Source organism: Entomomonas moraniae, assembly GCF_003991975.1.
Classification (GTDB): Bacteria; Pseudomonadota; Gammaproteobacteria; order Pseudomonadales; family Pseudomonadaceae; genus Entomomonas; species Entomomonas moraniae.
The window spans coordinates 375,028-396,442 of record NZ_CP029822.1; the positions used below are offsets into that span (position 1 = coordinate 375,028).

The following is a 21,415-nucleotide window of genomic DNA, read 5'->3' on the forward strand; positions in this document are numbered from 1 at the left end:
TACCAAAAATAAAAACCTGTATAAAAAGCAATTTATTGAACAACAGAGCGTTGTTATTTTTTTACTCTATGGGTTGGAGGCAACCCTTAATCACCTAGTTCACCATTAGTGTTATGGCTAAAGTTCCTCAATAGAAAGCGTGACTAGCAACTAAATAATAAAAGCTTATTCGTAAGCATTATTTTTTTATACCAGAATTATTTGTTCGGTATTTTTTAGGAAATGATGAGTCTGTTAGCTTACATTGATTGGTTGTTTTGTGCGAAAGAATTGGGTGATGGATAGTCTCACAAACTGTGCATTAATCCATGCACTGCATGCAGTGAAGAACATAATAATAGCGTAGGCAATGAAGACAATTTTAAAAGAACCAATGTTATTGCCTATAAATAAAATAAGACAACTCAGGCAAAGAAAAATAAGGTAATGGGTTATTTTATAGCCGATATGGTTGACCTGTTTAGCAACAATAATAATGAAAGTAATAGCAAATATGATTAATAGGCTAGCCCATAACCAATAGCTTTGCATTAGTAGCGTTTTAACTTCATCATGTTTATGAATAAAACCTTTAAGCAGTATGGTGGTGAGGAAAAGGCCATTGGCTAATAGAATATGAAGCCCAATGGTCATGCTGTAGGCTTTGATGATGTTGCCTTGGTAGTGTTCGGTATCTGGGGTTTGTCTTAAATACTCGTGTGTCCATGTTAGAAGATAAAACAAGCTAATGGCAACGATGATGATTAGATAACCTTGAAGACTAGTTTCAACCGTGTAGGAAGGCTTAAAAACTGAGTATTGTAAGTATGACACGAAAGTAATAACGATAAATAAGCTATAAAAGCTAGTAATTAGGCGTTTAATCGTTTTAGTGCTCAAGGTGTTGGTAGTATCAGGCTCTTTTACTTTTGTAAAAATATAGTGGCAACAAAAGGCCCAACAAATGATGAACACCAAGAGGTGGATCATGCTGCGGTTCATCAGTAAGGCAATAAATAGGGTATTGCTGTGGATGTTTGCTAAATAAATGATACGTAAGGGAATAATAAAGAAAAAGAGTAGTTTGGTGATGATGAAAGCTAAGGTTGTGATGATAATAATACAGCCAATATTTTTAAGGTTGGGGCGACGCTGTAAAGTGAAAAGCAAGGTGACCAGTAGTATGGGCAGTGCTGGTGAGATCAGGTTGTAAGAAAAAAAAGCGGATAAGAAGTTAAGTGGGTCGACAAAATGAATTTTTAATAGCAGCGATTCATCATCGGGATTAAAGTCGAACAGTGAACTTAATAAGTAACTATAAGCAATATAGACTATCAGTGAAAGAATTGGTAGCAATGGTTTTTTTATTAACTGCATTCTTATAATGACCTAATGTATTTATTAATTTAGTTCATGGATGTGTAGATTAACGACTATTTCTCTCTGGGTAAATAGTTTTTATGTGTGGTTTTTTTATTTTTATGCATAGCATTTTGCCTAAGTTTTTGTTTTTATTGGTTGGTTTGTTTGTAGGTGTTTTTGCCCCCATTCGTACATGGTTTGAAGTACAGGGCTTATGCTTTCACCTTGAGGCGTTAGGGTATACTCTACTTTGGGGGGCACAACAGGGTAAACGGTTCTTTTAATAAGGCCGTCGGCTTCGAGTTCTCGTAGCTGTTGTGTGATCATTTTTGCTGTTGCACAGGGGATTTCTTTACGCAGGGTTGAGTAGCGTTTGGTACCTGTCATGAGTCGCCATAAAATGAGCGGTTTATATTTTCCACCAATGAGTTTTATCATGGCGATCAATGGCATGTTGTTAAGTGATTCAGCTTTGTCTGCTTTGCTGGTGGGCATTTCTTGGTATCCTTTTGGGTACTATCATACAAAAAAGTGCATTCTTGTTAGTTTGATAGTTATAGTTAAAATAGAGTCCAAGGTCAATTAATTTGATAGATGAGTTAACTATAACTGTTAAAAGGTGAATGGCGATGGCAAGTAATAAAGCGTTGGTGATTATTGATGTACAAAATGATTATTTCCCAGGTGGTGCATTGCCTTTGTGGAATGTGAATGCGACCTTGCAGAATATTTTAAAGGTTGCGGAGCAAGCAAAGCAACGGCAGATGCCTATTATTTTAGTTCAACATGTGGTTGACCCCACTAAGCAGGTTTCTGATATTTTTAATCAGGGTTCTTATGGGGTTGCAATTCATCCCACATTATTGGAAGCTGCTCCAAATGCTACGGTTGTTACAAAAACTCGTGCGGATGCTTTTTGGGAGACTGATTTAACTGAGGTTTTAACGCGTTTTGGGGTAAGTGAGTTGCTGTTGTGTGGTATGCAAACACAAAATTGTGTAGGGCTAACGGGAATATCTAAGTCCGTTAAAGCGTATAAGGTGACATTGTTAGCGGACTGTATGACAGCAGAAACACAGCATGTTCATTTATTTGCGTTGGGTGGTTTTGGCGCACTTGTTCCGATTGTAAACAGTCAGTTAATTTTTGATTAATGGATGATTCTCAGTAAGTTAGGTTTTTTACATGTTTTTATGGACTCTCAGCAGAACAGGGATGTTAGAATCCTCCAATAGCTAGAAGCTTAAACTGTTAATGAATATTAAGGAATTGGCTTCCTTAATTGTTATTTTATAGTGGCTGTATTTCATTGAATGAGTTTATGGTGCTATATTTTTTTCATGGTTAAGAAGATATTCTTTTCTGGCTAGTCCTCCACCATAGCCTGTGAGTTGGCCATTTTTTCCGATTACTCGGTGGCAAGGAATAATAATCGATACACGGTTAGCACCATTAGCTCTTGCAACAGCTCTTACGGCATTAGGGTTGTTGATCGCATATGCTTGTTGTTGGTAACTTCTGGTTTGTCCACAGGGGATGGTTTGTAGTTGTTGCCAAACCGCTTTTTGAAAGGTTGTTCCTGGTGTGTCAAGAGGGACACTAAATTGTAAGCGTTGACCATTGAAGTATTCTTTAAGTTGTTGTTGTGTTTGTTTGGTGTGGTCGTTTTCTCCCATGATAATGTGGGCTTTAAGTAGGCGTTGTAAATCTTTGAGTTCTGTTTCTAGCATTCGCCTGTCTACAAATTCTAGAAGACAAATCCCTTTTTCTGTTGCAGCGATAAACATGGGGCCAATAGGTGTGGTGATTCGTTGCATAACGATAATATTGGTTTGTTCCATAGGTGTTTTACCTGTGATTTTTTTGTAGGTGTAGTTGAAGCCACTGAGTGAGTCATAGCCATTGTCAAAGGCTACATGGGTAGCTGTTTTGCCTTGTTTGAGCTCTTGTAGTGCTGTGTTAATTCTTAGCATCCGTTGGTAGGTTTGGTAAGTAATACCGTAGTGGCGATTAAACCAACGGCGAACCTTTTCTGGTTGTATATTTTGTTGTTTGAGTTGCCAGTCGGAAATTCTCTGTTTAGGATTTTTCTGTATAAGTTTTAGTGCCTGTTCAATCTCGGGTGGAGTAGGGTAAGCATTTTGAGTTGGGTTACAAATTTTACATGGACGAAAGCCCGCATTGAGTGCCGATTTGATGTCTTGATAAAAGTCTACATTATTGTAGTTTGGTTTTTTGGCTCGGCATGTTGCAATACAAAATACCCCTGTTGTTTTTACGCCAGCATAAAAAATACCTGTATACGCAGGGTTTCGGTCTAGCAGAGCTTGGTAGTAGGTAGCTATTTGCTCGGTGTCTGTAATTTTCATAGTGGCGTATTGTGTATTGTTTCGGTTGATATGATCTTAGGCTTAATAATTTGTGCATACAACCGAAAATTGAACAAGTATTTTTATGCGTGAGAGGAGCGTTTTATTGTTTAGTGGAGAGTATAAAGAGTCGCTCATTCTTGAGCGACTCTGATAGGTTTGATGTTGATTTGTTAGAAGTGATAGCGTTCAGCTAGACTATTTGCTGCGAGAATGGCGGCGTAGACATCGTCAGGGGTGACTTTTTGGTTCATGTTGGACATGGTATCGCCTTCTGCACAAGCTACTTCGGCAACTTTACGCCAGTCAGCTTCAACGATTGTTTTAAGCCCAAAGTCCGCTAAACTGAGGGGTAAACCAACGGTTTGCATAATGTTGATGACAGTCTCTATTTCGTCTTCTGGTGCATTTTCAAGCACGAGTTGTGTGAGTAGGCCAAAAGCAACTTTTTCACCGTGTTGTGCATTGTGTAGTGCTTCGATTGTTCCCATGCCATTGCTGACTGCGTGAGCAGCGGCGAGGCCCCCTGATTCAGCGCCAACACCGCTTAGGTAAATGGTGGCTTCGATGGTTTGTTCTAGGGCTGGGGTGACGACTTTATTTTGTACTGCATCCATCGCGGCAGCGGCATTTTCTATTAATAGTTCAAAGCAGAGTTGTGCTATGCCTAAACCTGTGCGTGATGGGCGTTTCAGTACGAGGTTCACACCATCGGCAAGATAGCACATACGTGCTTCAAAGTAGGTGGCTAGAGCATCGCCTACTCCTGCGGCAAAGAAGCGAACAGGTGCATTAGCAATAACTTGGCTGTCTACAATCACGGCTTGTGGATTTTCAGGAAGGAATAAGTATTCGTCAAATTCACCATTTTCTTTATAGAAGACGCTGAGAGCTGTGCAAGGAGCATCAGTTGATGCGAGCGTTGGTACAATGATGACGGGGATGTTTTGGTAGTAGGCAACCGCTTTGGCTGTGTCGAGAGTTTTGCCACCGCCAATACCAATGACAACATCGTGTTGATTTGTTTTGCAAAGTTCGGTGAGGCGTTTTACTTCGGCTTTAGTGCACTCGCCAGCAAATTTTTCAACATGAGCTTTGACTTGTGCTTTTGGAAAGTGTTGTTGAACATTGTTGTTGATACGCTCCATAAAAAAGGTGTCGCAGATTATGAGTGCATTTTGTCCAACGGGTTTTATGTGGGTTTCTAGGCTGTCCATTAATCCTTTGGCGATAAGAAACGCTTTAGGGGATGTTATGCTGCGTGGTGTGATCATGATGTGTTCCTCTCATCTGGTTGCTTAGTTAGTTCTACCCTATGTGAGCAGAGGTTTTAATCGCATAAAGGGGATGGGTTTTGGTTGCACCGTTGGAATGCAATGTGAGCGAGTTTACCTCCTTCAAAGGTTAGTAGGTAGTAAATTTTCCCATTGTCTTTATACGTTAATTCTTCGGTTGTTGTGTAAATAGCTTGGTTGCTTTGGTATTTTTTTGAGTAGTTTATTTGGGCTTCATTATAAAGAGGTCCACATTTGGCAATAACAGTTCCCTTGCTATCTCCTGTTTTGATAAGGTCGTTACCACAGCGCAAGCTATCGGCTAAGGACGGTAAACTAATAAGACAGTATAGACTAATGATTAATATTTTTTTCATGTAATTCTGCCTTTGTTTTATCACTATTATAGTATTATAGCGTAGTTGGATATTGTATAGGTTTTTTGTTATATACAATTGTTTCTATGATTTTTCATTATTTATTTTATGCTATGAAACTGTATTTGTTTTATACTTCTCTCTTTTAGCCGCCGTATATTTTTATATCAATAATAATTGGCGGGTTGTGTTTTTATACAGAAAGACTTATCGGAGATTTTTTGTGAGTCAATTGTTTGCAGATCGTTTAAATTTATTGCAAGAAGCAGTTCCTTTAAAACTACTTGATCAGTGTTTGCACGGTATTGAGCGTGAGTGTTTGCGCATTACCTCTGCTGGGCAGTTGGCGCAAACACCTCATCCTATTGTGTTAGGATCTGCATTGACAAATGATAAAATTACCACTGATTATTCTGAGGCGTTGTTAGAATTTATTACGCCTGCTAAGCCTGATACAAGCGATACATTAGAGGATTTGGCAAATACTCATGCATTTGTTGGGCAAAATTTGCAAGATGAGTTGTTGTGGAGCTCTTCTATGCCTTGCCAGCTCCCTGATGAGGAGCATATTCCTATTGCGTATTTCGGTACTTCAGCATCGGGGATGGTACGTCATATTTATCGCCGTGGTTTGGCGGTTCGTTATGGGCGGACGATGCAGTGTATTGCAGGTATTCATTATAACTTTTCTTTACCTGACGCGTTGTGGCCTATTCTTCATAAGGTGGAACGAAGTAAGCAGGATTTATCTTTTTATCAGTCCGCACAATATATTGCGCTAATCCGCAATTTTAGACGGTTTAGTTGGTTATTGATGTATTTATTTGGTGCTTCTCCTGCCTTGGATGAGAGTTTTTTAAAGCGTTATCCTAATCATCAATTACAGCGTTTTGATAAGTCATCTTTTTATTTACCGTATGCAACCAGTTTGCGTATGAGTGATTTGGGGTATCAGTCGAATGCTCAGTCAGGTTTAACGCCTTGCTATGATGATCTATCGACGTATATTGATAGTTTGAGTAAAGCGATTAAAACACCTTATCCTGCCTATGAGCGTATAGGTACTAAAAAGGATGGTGAATGGATTCAGTTAAATACTAACATTTTACAGATAGAAAATGAGTACTATTCAAGTATTCGTCCTAAGCGTGTTGTTAAAGAAGGGGAGCGACCTATCCAAGCGTTACGTCGTGCGGGTATCCAGTATGTTGAAGTACGTTGCATGGATATTGATCCTTTTATGCCATTAGGTATTGATGAAACAACCAGTTATTTTTTGAATAGTTTTTTATTGTATTGTGCAATGGAAGAAAGTAGTTTAATCATTAAAAATCAATGCATTGCTTATACGGATAATTTTTTGTCGACGGTAAAGCAAGGGCGTGATCCTGCTTTGTTATTGCAATGTGATGGCGAGCAGGTGTTGTTAACAGATTGGGCTAAAGCTTTGTTGGATGACGTTGCTAAAGCAGCGGCTGTATTGGATAAAGCCAGCCATACGGATAAGCATAGTCGATCTGTATTAGCTCAGTTGGAGAAGGTGAATAATCCTCAATTATTACCTTCTGCTAAGGTGATAAATTCGATGGAGGAAGGCGGTTTAACGTTTGCTGAGTTTTCATTGCGGCAGAGTAAGTTACATCATGATTATTTTAATCATCAATCATTAGCTCCAGAGGTTACGCAGCAGTATGTAAAGCTGGCTGAACAGTCGGTTGCAGAGCAAAAAAGGCTAGAGGATGCTAAGTCGCCTAGTTTAGATGAGTATATTGCCCGTTATATTAATGGCTAATCGTTTTTTATTGATTATTTTGTTGCCATTCAATAAGTGTGTCTGTTTGGTCTGCACATAATGCAAGGTTTTTACTGATAATAAGGGCGCATTCATATAACTCGCCATTGGTCTTTGGTTGGCACTCTGCAACGGATAGACGATCGCACGCTGTTATCACCGGTGGTGGCACTTTGATGAGTTGGCTTTGTGTAATTAGTTGTTTATTTGTGCAGGCTAGTAGGCAATGACTGATTAGCCCAACTATTAACAGTTTTATTTTCATTTTTTAGCCTTTTGAATTGTTGAATAAGTTGATCGGTTTGCTTTTGGGTTTGTTTGCGTTTTTGTTCTAGACTATAAATGTAACGTCGGTTTTGTTGTGCCTGTTGTTCCAGCAAGTCTATAGAGCCGCTGAGGTTTTTATTGATATCAACAAGATTATTTATTTGTTGCTCAGCTAAGTTCAGATTATGTTGTATTTTATCTCGCTGATTTTTGATGTGTGATAGGTATACGATGCAAAGTAGTAGCGCAATGATAAGACACGCTGTGGTATAGCTAAGTAGTTTTTGCATAGTGCGTTGCTCTTTTGTAATCGTCTCTATGTGATAGGGAGTTTACTTCGTTAAGATTTTGAATAATTTGATTATTTCTATTGGAATAGGGTAGTTGTTTTTGTTGCTGATGAATTTTTGTTGTAACAAGAAAATCAATAGTGCAGGCTAATAAAAACTCGTAGTTTTTTAGGCTACGAGTTTAATAGAGGTTGATTTTTTATTTAGCTAATTGGATAGCTTTTTCTAATTGGTCAGTTTTGTAGTAGTAGTAATAGTTTTGACCATTTTCTACAGCAGTTATTGCCCGCATTAGTTCTTTTAATGTCCCATCCGTGAGCTTGAGAGGCTGTTTAGGGAGAGCTCCTATGGCTTCTGATACTCTCATTATATAGCCTTGTGTATTGTTTTCATTGGGTGGGGCGTAGCGATGGAGGATTGATTCAATTGTGTTTAGTCCATATTTTTCTTGGTAGGTGAATATAATCTTCACCATCGCACGCAACCCATAAACAGGGTCTTGGAATTGGCAAAATGATTTGTCGGTTCTCTCTTCTTCAGATATAAGACCTTGCCAATCACTTCCCCAGCGAATATTGCCAGGGTTGTTATTTCGTATACCTCTAGGTAAGTTCATTTTTTATCTATCCTATTGGTGATTATTTTTAAAATAAAGTCTCTTAATGCTGTTACACCTATAAAGCCTATGGCTCCTCCTATTGTTATAGCGGCACTGGTAGGGAGGTGAAATAGTTCAATAATTCCTGTTACGCATAGTGATAAAGCTCCACAAGTTAATGCCTCTAGAATAATTCGCATTGGCCTTGTCTTGTTGTCATCATATAAAATACGTAATGTTGCTATTATTGAAGCCATCACAGCTCCTCCTACCGTTGTATTTTCAGATATTACGGTGTAAAGCATCTGTAAAAATGTTGGATCTTTGTTTGGCATTTTGATATTCCAGATTAGAGGAGAAAACGTAATAGTTGATTTGTTTGCAACGATTACACTTTATTTCGAGCTCGGAATAATCACTAATTTTTGCCAATAACTTATGGCACTTTTTGCATCGAAATTCTTTTAGCATAGTTATTCCTCTAAATATATAATGTGTTGATATTAGAGGTATTATGCAGAGTTAGAGAGGGAGGATCTTTTTGCTATAGCATAATAAAGTGGTATGTTAGATAAAATACCACTTCATGTTTGGCGGTAGCTATCTTCTGCTTGGTACAGATCTTGATGGGGGGCTTATAGGACTATCAGAATAATTAGGTTTGTTTGGTCTTGGTCTGTTTGGCCTATTTTGAGGGCGACTAGGACCTGACGATGTCCATATCTTAGAGCTAACTCTCTTTCCTACGTATCTTGAAGGGTAAGTCATTACAGGTGGTTCTCTGGGGGGGCGATTATGTGGAGGAGGAGGTCTGTTGGGGTAGTGGTTTCCATGATAATTGTTATTGTATCCATTCCAATAACCAGCCCAATAACCTGAACCTGAATCGCGGCTATTGTAGTTTTCATTATAATTATTATAGTAATTATTGATTTGTTGAGACTGATTAGTGTAAATAAGTTGCTGATTTATCGGTTGGCGTTGTTCGGCTACTTTTATCTGTGTATCTTCTTGTTTTTCAGACTCTGGTAGTTTTTTAAAGCACCTTACTATTTTTTGTTTTTCTTCATTTGTGTATTCGGTACAAAATCCTTGATCAGTATTTTCTGTTTTTACTAAAATAGGGATTGAACCATCGTTACAACCATCTTCTATATCTGTATAACAGGGGGCACTATTGACTATAGAAGAGCATATGGTTAGGCCAAATGGTATAAAAAATTTAAACATTTTTAGTATAGTCCCTTTATGTTAACAGCAACATTTGTATTACTTTAGGACATTTGTTTGAAATAATAAAGATCACTATTCTGAATTAATTAGTTTTATTTTATAAGTATATGATAAATAATATATTTACGTTATTTATTGTAATGTTAAGTAATAAATTTCTTAATCGTTGGTTTTAGAGAACAACAATATTGAAAAGATTTATTAGCCGTTTCAGTGTATTATAAGAATGAATTAGGATTATAAAGGATAAGTGTAGTGTGAAAAGATATCTATATTCAATAGCCACTTTTGTAGTGATTGGCTTATTATTTGCTACTTTTATTATAGTGCTTCCTATACAAATACTGAGTGTTATACAAGGTGTTGGATTTTTGAATATGTCACAAAACCTTGTGATGATTCCTTTTATAGCTGCATCAGTAGGTATTTTTTTGGCTGGAATTCCTGTGGTTTTAACGGGGTTCTCTATGGCTTATTTTAATCGATTTTCACTGCCTATACTTTTGCTTGCAACAAATATTGTTGGTGTGTTTTTAGAGTATTTTTATTGTAGTATGCTTAATATTCAAAGTGCCTATATTCCTTACATTTTAATTGTCACTGTTATTACAACCTGTTGTCTTTGTCTTCTTTGGCGCTTTTGGCTAGAACCCCGTATAACAGATTAATCATTAGTTTAATCTGTTAAATATCAGTATGCTTATAAAATAGATGACTTATTATTCGATATCATATAAAATTATATCGGAAAACAAACAATTTGTGATAAAAGGCATATATGCAACAGCTTAAAGATCGTATAAAACAAGCTCGTAAGTTTGCAAAGTTAAGTCAAAAAGAACTCGCTAATAAAGTAGGTATTACACAACCCTCTCTTTCTGAGCTTGAAACAGGAAGATCTCAGTCAACCTCTTTTATAGGCTCTATCGCTAGGATATGTGGGGTAGATGCGTTCTGGTTAGAAACAGGACAAGGAAGTATGACGAATACAAATGCACAAAATAGATTGTCTGAGCAAAAAACAAATTATAATAATGCTGCTTATGATGGAGAAAGTGCTACAGATCCTAATTTATTAACGCATTCACAAATGCTCCCTATTGAAACGTGGGATGATAACACACCATTAGATGATGATGATGTTGAAATACCCTTTCTAAGAGAAGTTGAATTAGCCGCTGGCTCTGGAAAATTTGCAATTGCTGAAGCTAGTACAAGAACAAAATTAAGATTTGGCAAAAGTACTTTACGTAATAGAGGTATTAATCCAGCTAAAATTGTTTGTGTTACTGTTAAAGGTAATAGCATGGAGCCTGTTATTTTAGACGGTTCTACTGTGGGTGTTGATACAGATAATACCTCAATTGTTGATGGTAAAATATATGCTATTGCCATTGATGATGAATTATTGAGAGTAAAGCTTCTTTACCGCCTTGCTAATGGACAAGTAAGAGTTAGATCTTTCAATCGTGATGAATATGAAGACGAAATTTATGATTTAAAAGACATTAGAATCATAGGACGAGTTTTTTGGTATTCAGTTTTACTATAAAATAATAGGCATACCTATTTACTAAATCAATTTATCCCTATATAATTTTTATTGATTCACATATAGGGGATAACTATGTCACGTATTCTGTCGAATAATAATCCATCTTTAACGTCTAAACAAAGTTTAGACGACTATATCGCTATTCAGCTTCATAAATTATTAACTACTTGCCATTGTTCTCATGTTAGTGGTAAAGACTATGAGTTAGAAGTTGCTTCCCAGGCTGTTAATGGTTTAGTTGGCGATGAAGAAACAGCGGATGTTTACCTTTATGCAGCCATTGAGCGTAATGATTGGACTGAAGTACTAAATATTTATCAAACTGTGTTTAGACCATATATTATCCAAGTAGCGAATGAGCAGTTAATTAAAGTGTTATGTATTTAAATAAAAATAGGTAAAATATAGTTGAATATAGGAATGTTTATAATTATAATAGTGGTGTTCCGATATTAATATTGGTTTTATTCTGGTTAGTTGAAATAATTTACTTTTATTTATCAGTCTATTATGGCTGTGATTTTATTTGTCTGTTGTACCTATATTATATATAGGTGTATCGATATTAAGAGGTTGGTTGAAATGGCAAATCAATGGTTAAGGCTTTGGCACGATATGCCGAATGACCCTAAATGGAGAACGATCAGTCGGCGATCTAAGCAACCGATTACTACTGTAATAGCAGCATATGTTCATTTGCTGGTTATGGCTTCTATTGCTGAAGAGCGCGGGACAATTCAGGTTAACGAAGAAGATTTAGCGAATGCGCTAGATACTAGTCCGCAATCAATTAGAGCAATTTTATCTGCAATGGAAGGCAAAGTTGTAAGAGATAATAAATTAATTGGATGGAGTAAGCGCCAGCCTATTAAGGAAGACGGCTCTGCTGAAAGAGCTAAAGCATGGCGAGAAAGCAAAAAAAGATTGGTGAAACAAACAAACGCAAGTGAACTACAAGATAAAGATAAAGATAAAGATAAAGATATAACTTCTCTCTCTAATGGTGACGAAAGTGATCGATTAGGCAGTTTTGGTATGTTTGATGAATGGATGCCAGATAGCAGTTTTCCAATGTATTTGGTGAAGTTAGGGGTTGTGGATGAGGCACAACAAGTTCCAAGTAAGGTTCTGCAAGAGTTTAGGTGTTTTTGGTGCGGTAAGCCAGATATTAAAAAAACACAACAGCAGTGGCAACACGCATTAGCGCAATCATATCAATATATGATTAACCGAGAACAGCAGTATGGAAAAGGTAAGCAACGTATTAAAAAATTCAATGGAATTATTAGAGAAACAAGTACAGACCTTAGTTGGTGGAAAGGATAGAGAAAGAGTGACAGATGAGATGGTGATAAATGTTAATAAAATTTTTGCCACCATCCACGCCTCTTATCCTGCATGGTATGAAAAATACTATGCTACACATAAAAGCGAGCGTCAAGCTAAGCGTATTTGGTTAGAGGGGGTGAAGCTGTTAACGGACGAACAAGTTGTACAGGGATTAAAGCGAATGGTGATTGAGTGCGATTTTCCACCAAGGCTTAAAGAGTTTATGGAGCTATGCCAGCGGGTTGATGGGTTGGTTGATATGGATCTTGCATGGTGTGAGGCACTAATTGGTCGTTATAGTCATCCTGTGGTCAAGGTAACAGCTGAATTAACAGGGCTTTTTGAATTAAGACATGCAGGTTATGAAAGTATGTCATTGAAAAAGCGATTTGAGTTCTATTTTTTGAAAGTCCGGGATAATTATTCTCGGAATAAGCCCTTGAAAGAGGTTACAAAATGGCATAGCAGTGGCGATGATAGTCTGTTGGTTAAGATTGAGCAGCAAGCAGAGCAAAGAATTAATGAGCGGATTAAACAGCAGGGAATTGATATAAAAAGTGCGAGGCAGAATTGTTTAACCTTGTTGGGAATTAAACGCCGCTAATATCAATTATCGATAGTGAGGGATATGAAATGACTTCAATTCAAGCACAGCGTAAAAATGAACTTTTTAGCGAATTAGCAGAAAGTATTCAGTATGAATTAGAAAAAATAGGGATTGATGAGGGTAAGGCTTTAGAAAAGGCGGAAGAAATTACATTTAATATTTATGAAAATTGGCGAGGTCTTTCTATTGTGTTTCCGATGAATCCAGAGCGATATATGGAGAAACTCAAGTCAAAAATTTTAGAAGAGTTTGATGGTAGAAATACAACAGAAATAGTGCGCAAGTATAAGATATCTGAAAATATCTTATATCGCTGGAATCGCGCAAGTTTAACAAAGAAAAAGTAGTTTAAAAACGAATAATATTTAGTGGAGGACATAAAATGTCAAGAAGATGCGATACGGATTGGTTTCGAGTCATTTGCGATTTAAATAAATTTAACTTATCGCTACAAGGAATATCCGACATGATCCAAGTCCCTAAACCAACAATTGTAGGATGGAAACAGGGAGCAGAACCAAAGCATGGCGATGGCGAAAAGCTAGTTAAACTCTGGTGTAGTGTAACAGGAGGAAGTCGCACAGACTTACCAGGTGTTAGTAAGGATGCATGGTGGAGCTATCATTTTAAAATAGGTTAGACTCTTGCAATTATGAGTGCCTTTAAGTAGTTAGAGTGCTAAGTGAATAACTGATTTTATTGATAGTGCTATCTAAAAAATCAAATAAAACGATTTGTACGTACATTTTTATTTAAGTAAATCTATCAAAATAATAAGAAAATTTAATTTATAGCGACCTAGATTTGATCATGTATTTTTGTGTACTAAAATACGATAAAGCCAGATAGTCATTATCGAGCGATTAGGGGATTTAATGCTATTTAGTAAAATATTTATAGAATTGTTAATTAGTGATTAATATCACAATAAACTTTAGTCTAATAAAATAAATAGATATATTATAGCGCTTTAAAAATGGAGATTTTATTGATGTATAAGCCAAGTTTAAAAAAAATGTCCCTTTTAGCTATCACTATAGCCACGTCATCGAGTGTTTATGCTCTGGACTGTTCTCTTGATACTATAATAGGAACAAAAACTTGCACAACACACGGAGCAGAAGAAAACTCTGTCATTCGAGAAACCTCACCAAATTATTCTAATTTAGTGATTGATAATGTTAATTTAAATGGTACTGGGCAAATGATTGGTTTTGGCCCTGGGCCGGAGAGACCAGAGTTAGCCAATAATCCTGATTTATTTTTGCAAATTTCTAACTCTAATATTAAAAGCAGTTCTAGCAATAGTTGGATTTATGGAGGTTTTGCTGCAATTCCAGCAGAACAAAAGCCTTCACAAAAAGTTTCAATGAATGCCAGTGACTCTACCATTACTATGACAAATGGAGCTGGACGTACCAATGGGCTACTCATAGAATCTGGTTGGGCAGGATCTGGTACTGGCTATATGAATATAGCTAATACACAAGTTAAGGTAAATACAACAAATACAAGCGATGTAGGTAGCTCAGGCATTGGTGTAACGGCTAACTATATTGCAGAAATAACCATAGATAAAAACAGTTCGGTAACCACTTCTGGCGACTATACAAGTGCAGTAGCAATTACGGGAAACAATGATAAGATCAATTCACTTGATTCAACACTAACTAATGGTCATCAACTTATAGACAATCAGGGCAATATTTCAGCTTCTGGTACAGGGTCTAACGGTATACATGTTGTCAGCCGTGGCAATGGTGATACTGTAGTTAATAATAGTGGTTCTGTTAAACATATTGGTTCTGGCAAAGCAAATGCTATCAATATTCTTGCAGCACAAGGAGGTACAACGAATATTAATAACACTGGTTCAGTCTCCAACGAAAGTGGATCCGGTATATATTATGGTAGCTACAATAATACGAGTAATTCAGGTAACGTTACCATCAACAATACAGGAGGTAACATTACAGTTACAGGACAAACCAACTCCGGCATTTCTGTGAACTCAGCAGAAGAAGCCACTATTAATAACAGTGGTGGCATCACATCAAACTACGCTGGCATATCTGCCTCCGTTGTTAAAAATAGCACTATTTTTAATAGAGGCGAAATCACAATCAATGATGTTAATGGCTTAGCAGCAATTTATGCTAACAATACAGGCGCAACTAACATTACCAATGTTGGCATGCTAGTCACCTCTAATACCAATGCTAAAGGTATTTATGCCTCTGGCTTGAATACAACAAATATCATAAATAATGGTGAAATTAGCTCAGGTAATACAGCAATAGATATTGTCGCTGCTCAAGATATTAATAGCACGCTGCATGCTACTAATAACGGTGAAATAACATCAGATATTGACAGTGTCATTTCAATAGCTAATTCTACAAGTAATTCTTCAGCTATTTTTGATAATAATGGAGAGATTACAGGCTATGTTAACCTTGATAGTCTAGCCAATAATACAACCGCCTCCACGATGAATAATGAAGGCACTTGGACGGTTCGTGATGTTACCAATAGCAATGGCATTGTAAACAATAATTTTGGTAATGGTACACTCAATGGTATGTTAAATAACACGGGCACTATAACCATGGATAGCTCTGTAACAGAAGCCAACTTTAATAATGTTGACATCACAAACTCAGGTTCATTTGCAATAGCTAGTAACTATGCCAATTATCAACCGATCAATATCAATTTCAATGGGAATTATATTGGCAATGGAGGTAGCTTGTACGTTCGTACTGATGTTCAAAACCTCACCACTGATCAATATAATATTTTAGGAGATGCCTCGGGAAGCTCTAAACTTTACGTTAAGCTAATTAATGCTGCTAATCCAAAAGCGATTGGTACTGAAGGGTTAGAGGTTGTTATCGTTGGCGGCACTAATAATCTTAACTTAACTCTGGGAAGACCTGTCACAGCAGGAATGTATGAATACTTACTTTTCAAGAATAGCAATGATAACTGGGCATTAGGCACGCATACTGACCTGATTAACCCTGCCGTAGGTGCTTACCTAGCGAATCAGACGGCGGCAACAAGCATGTTTAACCACACACTTTATGATAGAGAAGGACAAGCCACTTTCACAGGCGGGAAGAGTACAGCGGAGGCTAGAAATTTCTGGATCAGAACCAATATGCAACACGGCAGTTATGATAGTGTCGGTGGTAAATTGAGCAATCGCTCTCATACTTATAAAATAGAGTTTGGTAGCGATTTAGCTGTGTGGCGTTTACTAGACGGTAATTTCCATCTAGGCGTCATGGGTGGTTACGGTGACAATGAGACAAAAAGTCGTTCAAGAGCCACAGGATCGAAAATCAAGGGAAAAGTACAAGGTTATAATGCAGGTGTTTATGGTACATGGTTCCAAAATGATGATGGAGCCCTTGGTCTCTATGTCGATACATGGACACAATTCGGTTGGTATCGTAATAGGGTAGAGGGTGATTCAATGAGTAGTACTAAACGTTATAATAGCAACGTTTGGACTAGTTCTATGGAGATTGGTTATGGTATTTCGTTGGGCAAAGATGCCGCCTATGAGTACCTATTAACGCCACAAGCACAACTTACTTATAAACAATATGATGCAGATAACCAACATGATGCTAATGACCTCTATGTTACGAGCAATAATGCCAGTGGACTTGATACAAGATTAGGTGCTCGCATTAGTGCAAGAGGTATAGATAAGCCGAGGGTAGAACCTTATCTTGAATTGAACTGGTTAAATACAAATGCTAAAAATAGTCTAAAGTTCAATGGTACTAAATTACATGATGGCATTCCTGATAGCCGTTTAGAGGCTAAAATTGGTTTACAAGGTCATATTACAGATCGTTTAAGTATGGGCGCTCAAGTGAGTGGTAACTGGGGTGATAATAGCTATAAAGAATATCAAGGTACATTAAATATGAGCTATAAATTCTAATAATCACACTTAAACAATAATCTCTCTTGGCCGAGCTTCATAACTCGCTCGGCTAATTCATATGGTTTCTCTCCCGCATTATTTCAGCAAGCTTTATTCAAGTTATTTGCCGCATACCAATATAAAAGAAAGACTTTTCTACTAAATAACTGCTTTTGATACAAAGTTTTCTCTCGTAAGTAGAGTGCAAAAGAGTAAGCTAAAATCTACGCTATTATGGTTTTATGATGAGTTAATCTTTATTGAACTTAAAAAAATGCTATTTAAAGCCCTACCGCTATATGACTCTAAATAAATTGCATATTACATGTGATATGATAACATGGTTACATGTAATTATATTAATTGTAATTAATTTTTCGTATTAAAGGAGTTAACCAATATGGTAATTATAAGTCTTTTAGGGATGGCATTTGTTTTTGCCTTAGTTTCTGCAATTAACGCAGTTGGTACCTATTTTGCTGCATCGTTGGCTGAAGCAGAATATCCTGATTATAAACAAACATTTCTAACTATTTTTTTTGGATATATGATATTTACTGGTATTATCGTCCTGTTAAGTATATTAAAGATGACGAGTAACTTCTTTGTTTTTGTTACTTGGTTTGCTGTATTGGGATGGGTGATTTATCAGCTAATCAATAAACTAGGCATTGAGGGTAATAAGAATATTATTATCTTTATTGGAATGTCATTCTTTTTTAATATTATAATTGGTGCCATACTTGGTATGATCTTCTGATTAATTACGTTTGCCTAATAAACGCTAAGGAACATTGCGCTGTATGAAAATTAGGGTTAGTCATATTCTAAAAACACTGGCTGTATTATTATTTATTGGGGGTATCTGCTCTTTATTTATAAAACAGCCCATCAAGCCGATTACTCATAAGCAAAAAGAGTTATACAGTAGCACCCTCTATCAGTATTTAGATAAATCGGGTAAGGAGAAGAAAGCGTGGGTGACTTCAATTAGAAATAACAAAGACAATACAAGTGATATTGTTGTTAAGTTCTTTGATGAATACGGTCAAACAAAAGAAGCTTTTATTCCTCTGATTAAAGTAAAATATAACGAAGGTGATTTTGTCGATATTCTTTACAATGTTAATGCTCCTGAACAAGCTCGGATTCTTCCAGATGCAGAGACAGTCTATAACTGGCCATTGCTTGGTTGGTGTCTTTCTATAGGTGTTGTGCTGTATTGGTTAGGCATGTTCCGCCAAAAGGTCTCAGGTGGCATTGAATAAATAACGACAGTTGGAAAACAAACCACCCCTATCTCTCACACTAAAACCCTCACAACGAGGGTTTTTTTATGTCCATATATCAAGCAAAACAAAAAGCGCGTGGTCGCTATGGAGTATTGACTCCAGCCAATGAGTGGCTTGTTAATTTTTTAGGTGATAAAGAACAAGCACAGGCTAAAGCCGATGAACTCAATCAACAAGCACAACTAAAACAGCCTGCAACGGTTGTGAATACAACTAGTGCGCTCAATTCTAATAAAAGTCGGAAAATTCATTTCACGCTAACTGATAAAGGTTGGATAAGTACAGGAGAGTCATAATGGGTGGTGTAAAAAAAACATTTAAAAAATTAACTAGTGCTATCGGTTTAGGTGGATCAAAAACACCTAAAGTTATAGAGCGAGACCCACAAAAAGAAGCGGAAGAGGCTGCTAATAAAGCGGCTGAAACAGCTAATCTTGAACTAGCACAAAAGAAAAAGCAGCGCCGGGCCAGTAGCCTTTTATCGACAGGTGGTGAACAAGGTAGCGCTAGCAGTAAGCAAACATTAGGTGGTTAATTGATGGAAAACCTAGCCAATAAAATTAGTAGTCGCCTGACAACATTACAATCATTACGCAAACCGCATGAACAAGTATGGAAAGAATGTTTTGATTTTTCATTTCCTATCCGTGGTGCAGGTTTTAATAGTGAAGTTGTCACGTCTTCAACCATACAGCGCAAAAAATCGCAGCTATTTGATTCAACGTTAACCGATGCGGCACGTACACAGGCCAGTGCTATCATTAGTGGTTTAACACCTGCTAACTCAAGATGGTTTGGTTTAGATGTGGACCATGCAAGTGATGAAGAAAAACGTTGGCTAGATCAGTCGGCTGATGTTCTATGGCGCAATATTCACAACTCCAATTTTGACTCTGCTGCGTATGAGGGAAATCTTGACTTAATGAGTGCCGGTTGGTTTGCACTATATATTGATACTGACCGAGAAAAGGGCGGTTTTGTTTTTCAGCTATGGCCAATAGCCAGTGTGTATTGTGATACAAGCCGTGCTGATGAAAAAATTGATATCGTCTATCGTTGTTATGAACTCACCGCAGAACAAGCCGTTAATGAATACGGCGATGCCTTAGCGGAGAAAGTTAAAAAACAAGCAGAGCGAGAACCAAGCAGTAAAATACGATTTGTTCACGCTATTTATCCAAGAAAGGATGGTAAACAAGGCGAGGTAGCCAAAAAACTACCAATTGCCTCTGTACACGTAGACTTAGACAATAAACGTGTGGTCAGAGAGAGTGGCTATAATGAAATGCCAGTGGTTATTCCACGATGGATGCAAATTCCACAAAGTGTCTATGCCATAGGCCCTGTTTCTGATGCGTTACCAGATGCCAAAACACTCAATGAAATAAAGCGTATGGAACTTGCTAATGCTGACCTTGCAATCAGTGGTATGTGGATTGCACAAGATGATGGCATTTTAAATCCACAAGCAATCACCGTCGGTCCTCGCAAAGTTATTATTGCCAATAGTGTTGATAGCATGCGACCTTTGCACAGTGGTGCTGATTTTAATATCTCATTTACCAAGTGTGAGCAACTGCAAGCGGCTATTCGTAAAATTATGCTGGCGGATCAGCTACAACCACAAAATGGCCCAGCGATGACGGCCACAGAAGTGAATATGCGCCAGCAATTAATTAGGCAGCTATTAGGCCCTATTTATGGACGAATGCAAGCAGAGTATTTACAGCCTTTGATCGAGCGTTGCTTTGGTATCGCTTTTCGTGCAGGTGTCTTTGCAGATGCCCCTGAATCATTAGTGAAAAAATACATTAATGTTAAATACGTAAGTCCAATGGCACGTGCGCAAAAATTTGATGAAGTCACCGCGATTAGTAACTTTGTACAAATGGCCATACAAAGTGCTCAAGTTAATCAAGGCGTGCTCGACAATATTGATTTTGATAAAGCAACACGCTTTACAGGTGAAGCGTTGGGTGTTCCTGCACAAGTTGTTAGAACAGAACAGGAAATTGAAACCATTCGTCAACAGCGCGCAGAGCAAGAGCAAGCTATGCAATTACAAATGGCACAACAGCAGATGATGGCACAGCAAGGGGCTGAACAATGAAACAAAAACCAAATGAATTTGATTACCAACGCCTTTTTGAACAAACAGCGGGAGGGGAAGCCATTTTGGATGATTTAATTACAAGATTTTCATTACCTCCCTCATTTGATGAGCATAATGCGGAGATTAAAACCTATTACCGAGCAGGTCAACGCAGTGTCATTGATTTTATTCTTTCTCGAATTAACAGAGCAAACGGAGCAGTAGACCATGCTGAATAAACAGTTTTTTACTTATGACAATGAAGCCTATGGGGATGATGGATTAAATGCTGCTATGAGTGCAGGTTCTATTTTGGGTGCTAATGAAGAAGCTCAAAATGAAGTATTTTTACCTGAAAAGTATCAAGTGTTGAAAGAAGACGGTACGGTAGATTTAGAGCAAAGTGCCAGAAAACTTTCAGAAGGCTATAGCCATTTGGAGCGGCGCCTAGGAACGGGGGATGTACCACCACGTAGCCCAGAAGAGTATCAAGTTGATTTTAATTCAGAGGTTTATAGTTTTGAAGACTTTAAACAAGAACCTGAAAATATTGAGTTTTTGAGTAAAGCCCATGAATTAGGTATGACGCAAAAGCAAGTTGAATTCGTGCTCAGTGAATATGCTAATCGTTTACCTGAATTAGTACAAGCAGGTAAAGAGTTAGACATAGAGGGTGCGCATCAGGTTCTTAGTGATGTATGGCGCACAGAGGGAGAGTTTAACCAAAATCTACGTACTGCTTACCAAGCATTCCAACGTTATGCGGCACCAGAAGATTTAGCGCATATTGACCAAATTGGAAATAATCCAATTGTGATTAAAATGCTCGCTAATATTGGTAAAGCTTTCCAAGAAGATATTGGCATTAGTCGTGCCAGTGGGTTTCAGCAGCAAGATATCAGACAGGTGATGAGCAGCGATGCTTATCGTAACCCTAATCACCCTGATCATAAAGCAACTCATGAACGTATCAAACGTTACTATGAGTCGACTTATGGTAACCAACCAATTGGCTAGCAAAGAGGTTGATCGTAGAATCTACGATCGACCATAGAA

At 37.5% G+C, this 21,415-nt stretch carries 28 protein-coding genes; 17 read left to right on the top strand and 11 right to left on the bottom strand.

The annotated features are described in order from the left end of the window. Positions 1-234: 234 nt before the first annotated feature. Positions 235-1,356 (bottom strand): hypothetical protein, encoded by a 1,122-nt coding sequence (locus DM558_RS01835; protein WP_127161792.1) that lies wholly within the window; start codon positions 1,354-1,356, stop codon positions 235-237. A 120-nt stretch (positions 1,357-1,476) separates the two neighbouring features. After that, the gene (locus DM558_RS01840) at positions 1,477-1,836 is read right to left on the bottom strand and encodes a winged helix-turn-helix transcriptional regulator (RefSeq protein ID WP_127161793.1); all 360 of its coding nucleotides are present in this window, start codon (positions 1,834-1,836) and stop codon (positions 1,477-1,479) included. Positions 1,837-1,970: 134 nt separating this feature from the next. Between DM558_RS01840 and DM558_RS01845 the strand changes: the two genes are divergently transcribed. Next, positions 1,971-2,495 carry a cysteine hydrolase family protein gene (locus DM558_RS01845; protein ID WP_127161794.1) on the top strand — a complete coding sequence of 175 codons (525 nt, stop codon included), beginning with the start codon at positions 1,971-1,973 and terminating at the stop codon, positions 2,493-2,495. A 165-nt stretch (positions 2,496-2,660) separates the two neighbouring features. Here the strand turns inward: DM558_RS01845 and DM558_RS01850 are convergent, their stop codons facing one another. The 3 genes from DM558_RS01850 to DM558_RS01860 form a co-directional block, all read right to left on the bottom strand. Further along, positions 2,661-3,710 (bottom strand): bifunctional transcriptional activator/DNA repair enzyme AdaA, encoded by a 1,050-nt coding sequence (locus DM558_RS01850; RefSeq protein ID WP_127161795.1) that lies wholly within the window; start codon positions 3,708-3,710, stop codon positions 2,661-2,663. 173 nt (positions 3,711-3,883) lie between these two features. Further along, positions 3,884-4,984, bottom strand: a complete 1,101-nt coding sequence (locus DM558_RS01855; protein ID WP_109703311.1) for a glycerol dehydrogenase — start codon at positions 4,982-4,984, stop codon at positions 3,884-3,886. A 56-nt stretch (positions 4,985-5,040) separates the two neighbouring features. Further along, positions 5,041-5,361, bottom strand: coding sequence for a DUF2845 domain-containing protein (locus DM558_RS01860; protein WP_127161796.1), 321 nt, complete (start codon positions 5,359-5,361; stop codon positions 5,041-5,043). 223 nt (positions 5,362-5,584) lie between these two features. Between DM558_RS01860 and gshA the strand changes: the two genes are divergently transcribed. Beyond that, positions 5,585-7,153 (top strand): glutamate--cysteine ligase, encoded by a 1,569-nt coding sequence (gene gshA, locus DM558_RS01865; RefSeq protein ID WP_127161797.1) that lies wholly within the window; start codon positions 5,585-5,587, stop codon positions 7,151-7,153. A 7-nt stretch (positions 7,154-7,160) separates the two neighbouring features. On the opposite strand, the gene lysC is transcribed toward gshA, so the two are convergent. From lysC to DM558_RS01895, 6 genes are all read right to left on the bottom strand, one after another. Then, complete coding sequence (gene lysC, locus DM558_RS15730) at positions 7,161-7,418, bottom strand: Rz1-like lysis system protein LysC (RefSeq protein ID WP_127161798.1); 258 nt, start codon at positions 7,416-7,418, stop codon at positions 7,161-7,163. After that, on the bottom strand, positions 7,357-7,710 hold the full coding sequence (locus DM558_RS01875; protein WP_109703308.1) for a hypothetical protein: 354 nt from the start codon (positions 7,708-7,710) through the stop codon (positions 7,357-7,359). Before DM558_RS01875 ends, lysC begins: the two co-directional genes overlap by 62 nt. A gap of 199 nt (positions 7,711-7,909) precedes the next feature. Continuing rightward, on the bottom strand, positions 7,910-8,326 hold the full coding sequence (locus DM558_RS01880) for a structural protein (protein ID WP_109703307.1): 417 nt from the start codon (positions 8,324-8,326) through the stop codon (positions 7,910-7,912). Next, entirely contained in the window at positions 8,323-8,643 is a 321-nt protein-coding gene (locus tag DM558_RS01885; protein ID WP_109703306.1) for a phage holin, lambda family, read from the bottom strand. The genes DM558_RS01880 and DM558_RS01885 overlap by 4 nt, the downstream gene beginning before the upstream one ends. After that, the gene (locus DM558_RS01890; protein WP_109703305.1) at positions 8,591-8,779 is read right to left on the bottom strand and encodes a Com family DNA-binding transcriptional regulator; all 189 of its coding nucleotides are present in this window, start codon (positions 8,777-8,779) and stop codon (positions 8,591-8,593) included. The genes DM558_RS01885 and DM558_RS01890 overlap by 53 nt, the downstream gene beginning before the upstream one ends. 129 nt (positions 8,780-8,908) lie before the next feature. Continuing rightward, on the bottom strand, positions 8,909-9,538 hold the full coding sequence (locus tag DM558_RS01895) for a hypothetical protein (protein WP_127161799.1): 630 nt from the start codon (positions 9,536-9,538) through the stop codon (positions 8,909-8,911). Between the two features lie 260 nt (positions 9,539-9,798). Here DM558_RS01895 and DM558_RS01900 point away from each other — a divergent pair, with 260 nt between their 5' ends. From DM558_RS01900 to DM558_RS01970, 15 genes are all read left to right on the top strand, one after another. After that, complete coding sequence (locus tag DM558_RS01900) at positions 9,799-10,209, top strand: hypothetical protein (protein WP_127161800.1); 411 nt, start codon at positions 9,799-9,801, stop codon at positions 10,207-10,209. A gap of 110 nt (positions 10,210-10,319) precedes the next feature. Next, entirely contained in the window at positions 10,320-11,093 is a 774-nt protein-coding gene (locus DM558_RS01905) for an XRE family transcriptional regulator (protein ID WP_127161801.1), read from the top strand. Positions 11,094-11,168: 75 nt separating this feature from the next. Beyond that, on the top strand, positions 11,169-11,483 hold the full coding sequence (locus DM558_RS01910; RefSeq protein WP_127161802.1) for a hypothetical protein: 315 nt from the start codon (positions 11,169-11,171) through the stop codon (positions 11,481-11,483). Between the two features lie 195 nt (positions 11,484-11,678). Then, entirely contained in the window at positions 11,679-12,422 is a 744-nt protein-coding gene (locus DM558_RS01915; RefSeq protein ID WP_127161803.1) for a DnaT-like ssDNA-binding domain-containing protein, read from the top strand. 7 nt (positions 12,423-12,429) lie between these two features. Beyond that, complete coding sequence (locus DM558_RS01920; RefSeq protein WP_127161804.1) at positions 12,430-13,029, top strand: replication protein P; 600 nt, start codon at positions 12,430-12,432, stop codon at positions 13,027-13,029. Between the two features lie 29 nt (positions 13,030-13,058). Then, a complete protein-coding gene (locus DM558_RS01925) occupies positions 13,059-13,379 on the top strand; it encodes a Mor transcription activator family protein (protein ID WP_127161805.1) in 321 nt (106 codons plus the stop codon). A gap of 35 nt (positions 13,380-13,414) precedes the next feature. Continuing rightward, positions 13,415-13,672 carry a hypothetical protein gene (locus tag DM558_RS01930; RefSeq protein ID WP_109703297.1) on the top strand — a complete coding sequence of 86 codons (258 nt, stop codon included), beginning with the start codon at positions 13,415-13,417 and terminating at the stop codon, positions 13,670-13,672. 351 nt (positions 13,673-14,023) lie between these two features. Then, positions 14,024-16,993 carry an autotransporter family protein gene (locus tag DM558_RS01935; RefSeq protein ID WP_164731221.1) on the top strand — a complete coding sequence of 990 codons (2,970 nt, stop codon included), beginning with the start codon at positions 14,024-14,026 and terminating at the stop codon, positions 16,991-16,993. Positions 16,994-17,375: 382 nt separating this feature from the next. Continuing rightward, complete coding sequence (locus tag DM558_RS01940; protein WP_127161807.1) at positions 17,376-17,735, top strand: hypothetical protein; 360 nt, start codon at positions 17,376-17,378, stop codon at positions 17,733-17,735. Between the two features lie 43 nt (positions 17,736-17,778). Further along, complete coding sequence (locus tag DM558_RS01945) at positions 17,779-18,243, top strand: DUF3592 domain-containing protein (RefSeq protein WP_109703294.1); 465 nt, start codon at positions 17,779-17,781, stop codon at positions 18,241-18,243. A 68-nt stretch (positions 18,244-18,311) separates the two neighbouring features. Then, positions 18,312-18,563 (top strand): hypothetical protein, encoded by a 252-nt coding sequence (locus DM558_RS01950; RefSeq protein ID WP_127161808.1) that lies wholly within the window; start codon positions 18,312-18,314, stop codon positions 18,561-18,563. Continuing rightward, a complete protein-coding gene (locus DM558_RS01955) occupies positions 18,563-18,802 on the top strand; it encodes a hypothetical protein (RefSeq protein WP_127161809.1) in 240 nt (79 codons plus the stop codon). Before DM558_RS01950 ends, DM558_RS01955 begins: the two co-directional genes overlap by 1 nt. Before the next feature lie 3 nt (positions 18,803-18,805). Next, the gene (locus tag DM558_RS01960; RefSeq protein WP_127161810.1) at positions 18,806-20,377 is read left to right on the top strand and encodes a portal protein; all 1,572 of its coding nucleotides are present in this window, start codon (positions 18,806-18,808) and stop codon (positions 20,375-20,377) included. After that, positions 20,374-20,598, top strand: coding sequence for a Bbp19 family protein (locus DM558_RS01965; protein WP_109703290.1), 225 nt, complete (start codon positions 20,374-20,376; stop codon positions 20,596-20,598). The genes DM558_RS01960 and DM558_RS01965 overlap by 4 nt, the downstream gene beginning before the upstream one ends. Continuing rightward, positions 20,588-21,376, top strand: coding sequence for a hypothetical protein (locus DM558_RS01970; RefSeq protein WP_127161811.1), 789 nt, complete (start codon positions 20,588-20,590; stop codon positions 21,374-21,376). The genes DM558_RS01965 and DM558_RS01970 overlap by 11 nt, the downstream gene beginning before the upstream one ends. Positions 21,377-21,415 lie beyond the last annotated feature (39 nt).

Bases quoted from the DNA above. Each gene is read 5' to 3' on its own strand.
- DM558_RS01835 (WP_127161792.1), bottom strand. From the start codon at position 1,356: ATGCAGTTAATAAAAAAACCATTGCTACCAATTCTTTCACTGATAGTC.
- DM558_RS01840 (WP_127161793.1), bottom strand. From the start codon at position 1,836: ATGCCCACCAGCAAAGCAGACAAAGCTGAATCACTTAACAACATGCCA.
- DM558_RS01845 (WP_127161794.1), top strand. From the start codon at position 1,971: ATGGCAAGTAATAAAGCGTTGGTGATTATTGATGTACAAAATGATTAT.
- DM558_RS01850 (WP_127161795.1), bottom strand. From the start codon at position 3,710: ATGAAAATTACAGACACCGAGCAAATAGCTACCTACTACCAAGCTCTG.
- DM558_RS01855 (WP_109703311.1), bottom strand. From the start codon at position 4,984: ATGATCACACCACGCAGCATAACATCCCCTAAAGCGTTTCTTATCGCC.
- DM558_RS01860 (WP_127161796.1), bottom strand. From the start codon at position 5,361: ATGAAAAAAATATTAATCATTAGTCTATACTGTCTTATTAGTTTACCG.
- lysC (WP_127161798.1), bottom strand. From the start codon at position 7,418: ATGAAAATAAAACTGTTAATAGTTGGGCTAATCAGTCATTGCCTACTA.
- DM558_RS01875 (WP_109703308.1), bottom strand. From the start codon at position 7,710: ATGCAAAAACTACTTAGCTATACCACAGCGTGTCTTATCATTGCGCTA.
- DM558_RS01880 (WP_109703307.1), bottom strand. From the start codon at position 8,326: ATGAACTTACCTAGAGGTATACGAAATAACAACCCTGGCAATATTCGC.
- DM558_RS01885 (WP_109703306.1), bottom strand. From the start codon at position 8,643: ATGCCAAACAAAGATCCAACATTTTTACAGATGCTTTACACCGTAATA.
- DM558_RS01890 (WP_109703305.1), bottom strand. From the start codon at position 8,779: ATGCTAAAAGAATTTCGATGCAAAAAGTGCCATAAGTTATTGGCAAAA.
- DM558_RS01895 (WP_127161799.1), bottom strand. From the start codon at position 9,538: ATGTTTAAATTTTTTATACCATTTGGCCTAACCATATGCTCTTCTATA.
- DM558_RS01905 (WP_127161801.1), top strand. From the start codon at position 10,320: ATGCAACAGCTTAAAGATCGTATAAAACAAGCTCGTAAGTTTGCAAAG.
- DM558_RS01910 (WP_127161802.1), top strand. From the start codon at position 11,169: ATGTCACGTATTCTGTCGAATAATAATCCATCTTTAACGTCTAAACAA.
- DM558_RS01915 (WP_127161803.1), top strand. From the start codon at position 11,679: ATGGCAAATCAATGGTTAAGGCTTTGGCACGATATGCCGAATGACCCT.
- DM558_RS01925 (WP_127161805.1), top strand. From the start codon at position 13,059: ATGACTTCAATTCAAGCACAGCGTAAAAATGAACTTTTTAGCGAATTA.
- DM558_RS01930 (WP_109703297.1), top strand. From the start codon at position 13,415: ATGTCAAGAAGATGCGATACGGATTGGTTTCGAGTCATTTGCGATTTA.
- DM558_RS01935 (WP_164731221.1), top strand. From the start codon at position 14,024: ATGTATAAGCCAAGTTTAAAAAAAATGTCCCTTTTAGCTATCACTATA.
- DM558_RS01940 (WP_127161807.1), top strand. From the start codon at position 17,376: ATGGTAATTATAAGTCTTTTAGGGATGGCATTTGTTTTTGCCTTAGTT.
- DM558_RS01945 (WP_109703294.1), top strand. From the start codon at position 17,779: ATGAAAATTAGGGTTAGTCATATTCTAAAAACACTGGCTGTATTATTA.
- DM558_RS01950 (WP_127161808.1), top strand. From the start codon at position 18,312: ATGTCCATATATCAAGCAAAACAAAAAGCGCGTGGTCGCTATGGAGTA.
- DM558_RS01955 (WP_127161809.1), top strand. From the start codon at position 18,563: ATGGGTGGTGTAAAAAAAACATTTAAAAAATTAACTAGTGCTATCGGT.
- DM558_RS01960 (WP_127161810.1), top strand. From the start codon at position 18,806: ATGGAAAACCTAGCCAATAAAATTAGTAGTCGCCTGACAACATTACAA.
- DM558_RS01965 (WP_109703290.1), top strand. From the start codon at position 20,374: ATGAAACAAAAACCAAATGAATTTGATTACCAACGCCTTTTTGAACAA.
- DM558_RS01970 (WP_127161811.1), top strand. From the start codon at position 20,588: ATGCTGAATAAACAGTTTTTTACTTATGACAATGAAGCCTATGGGGAT.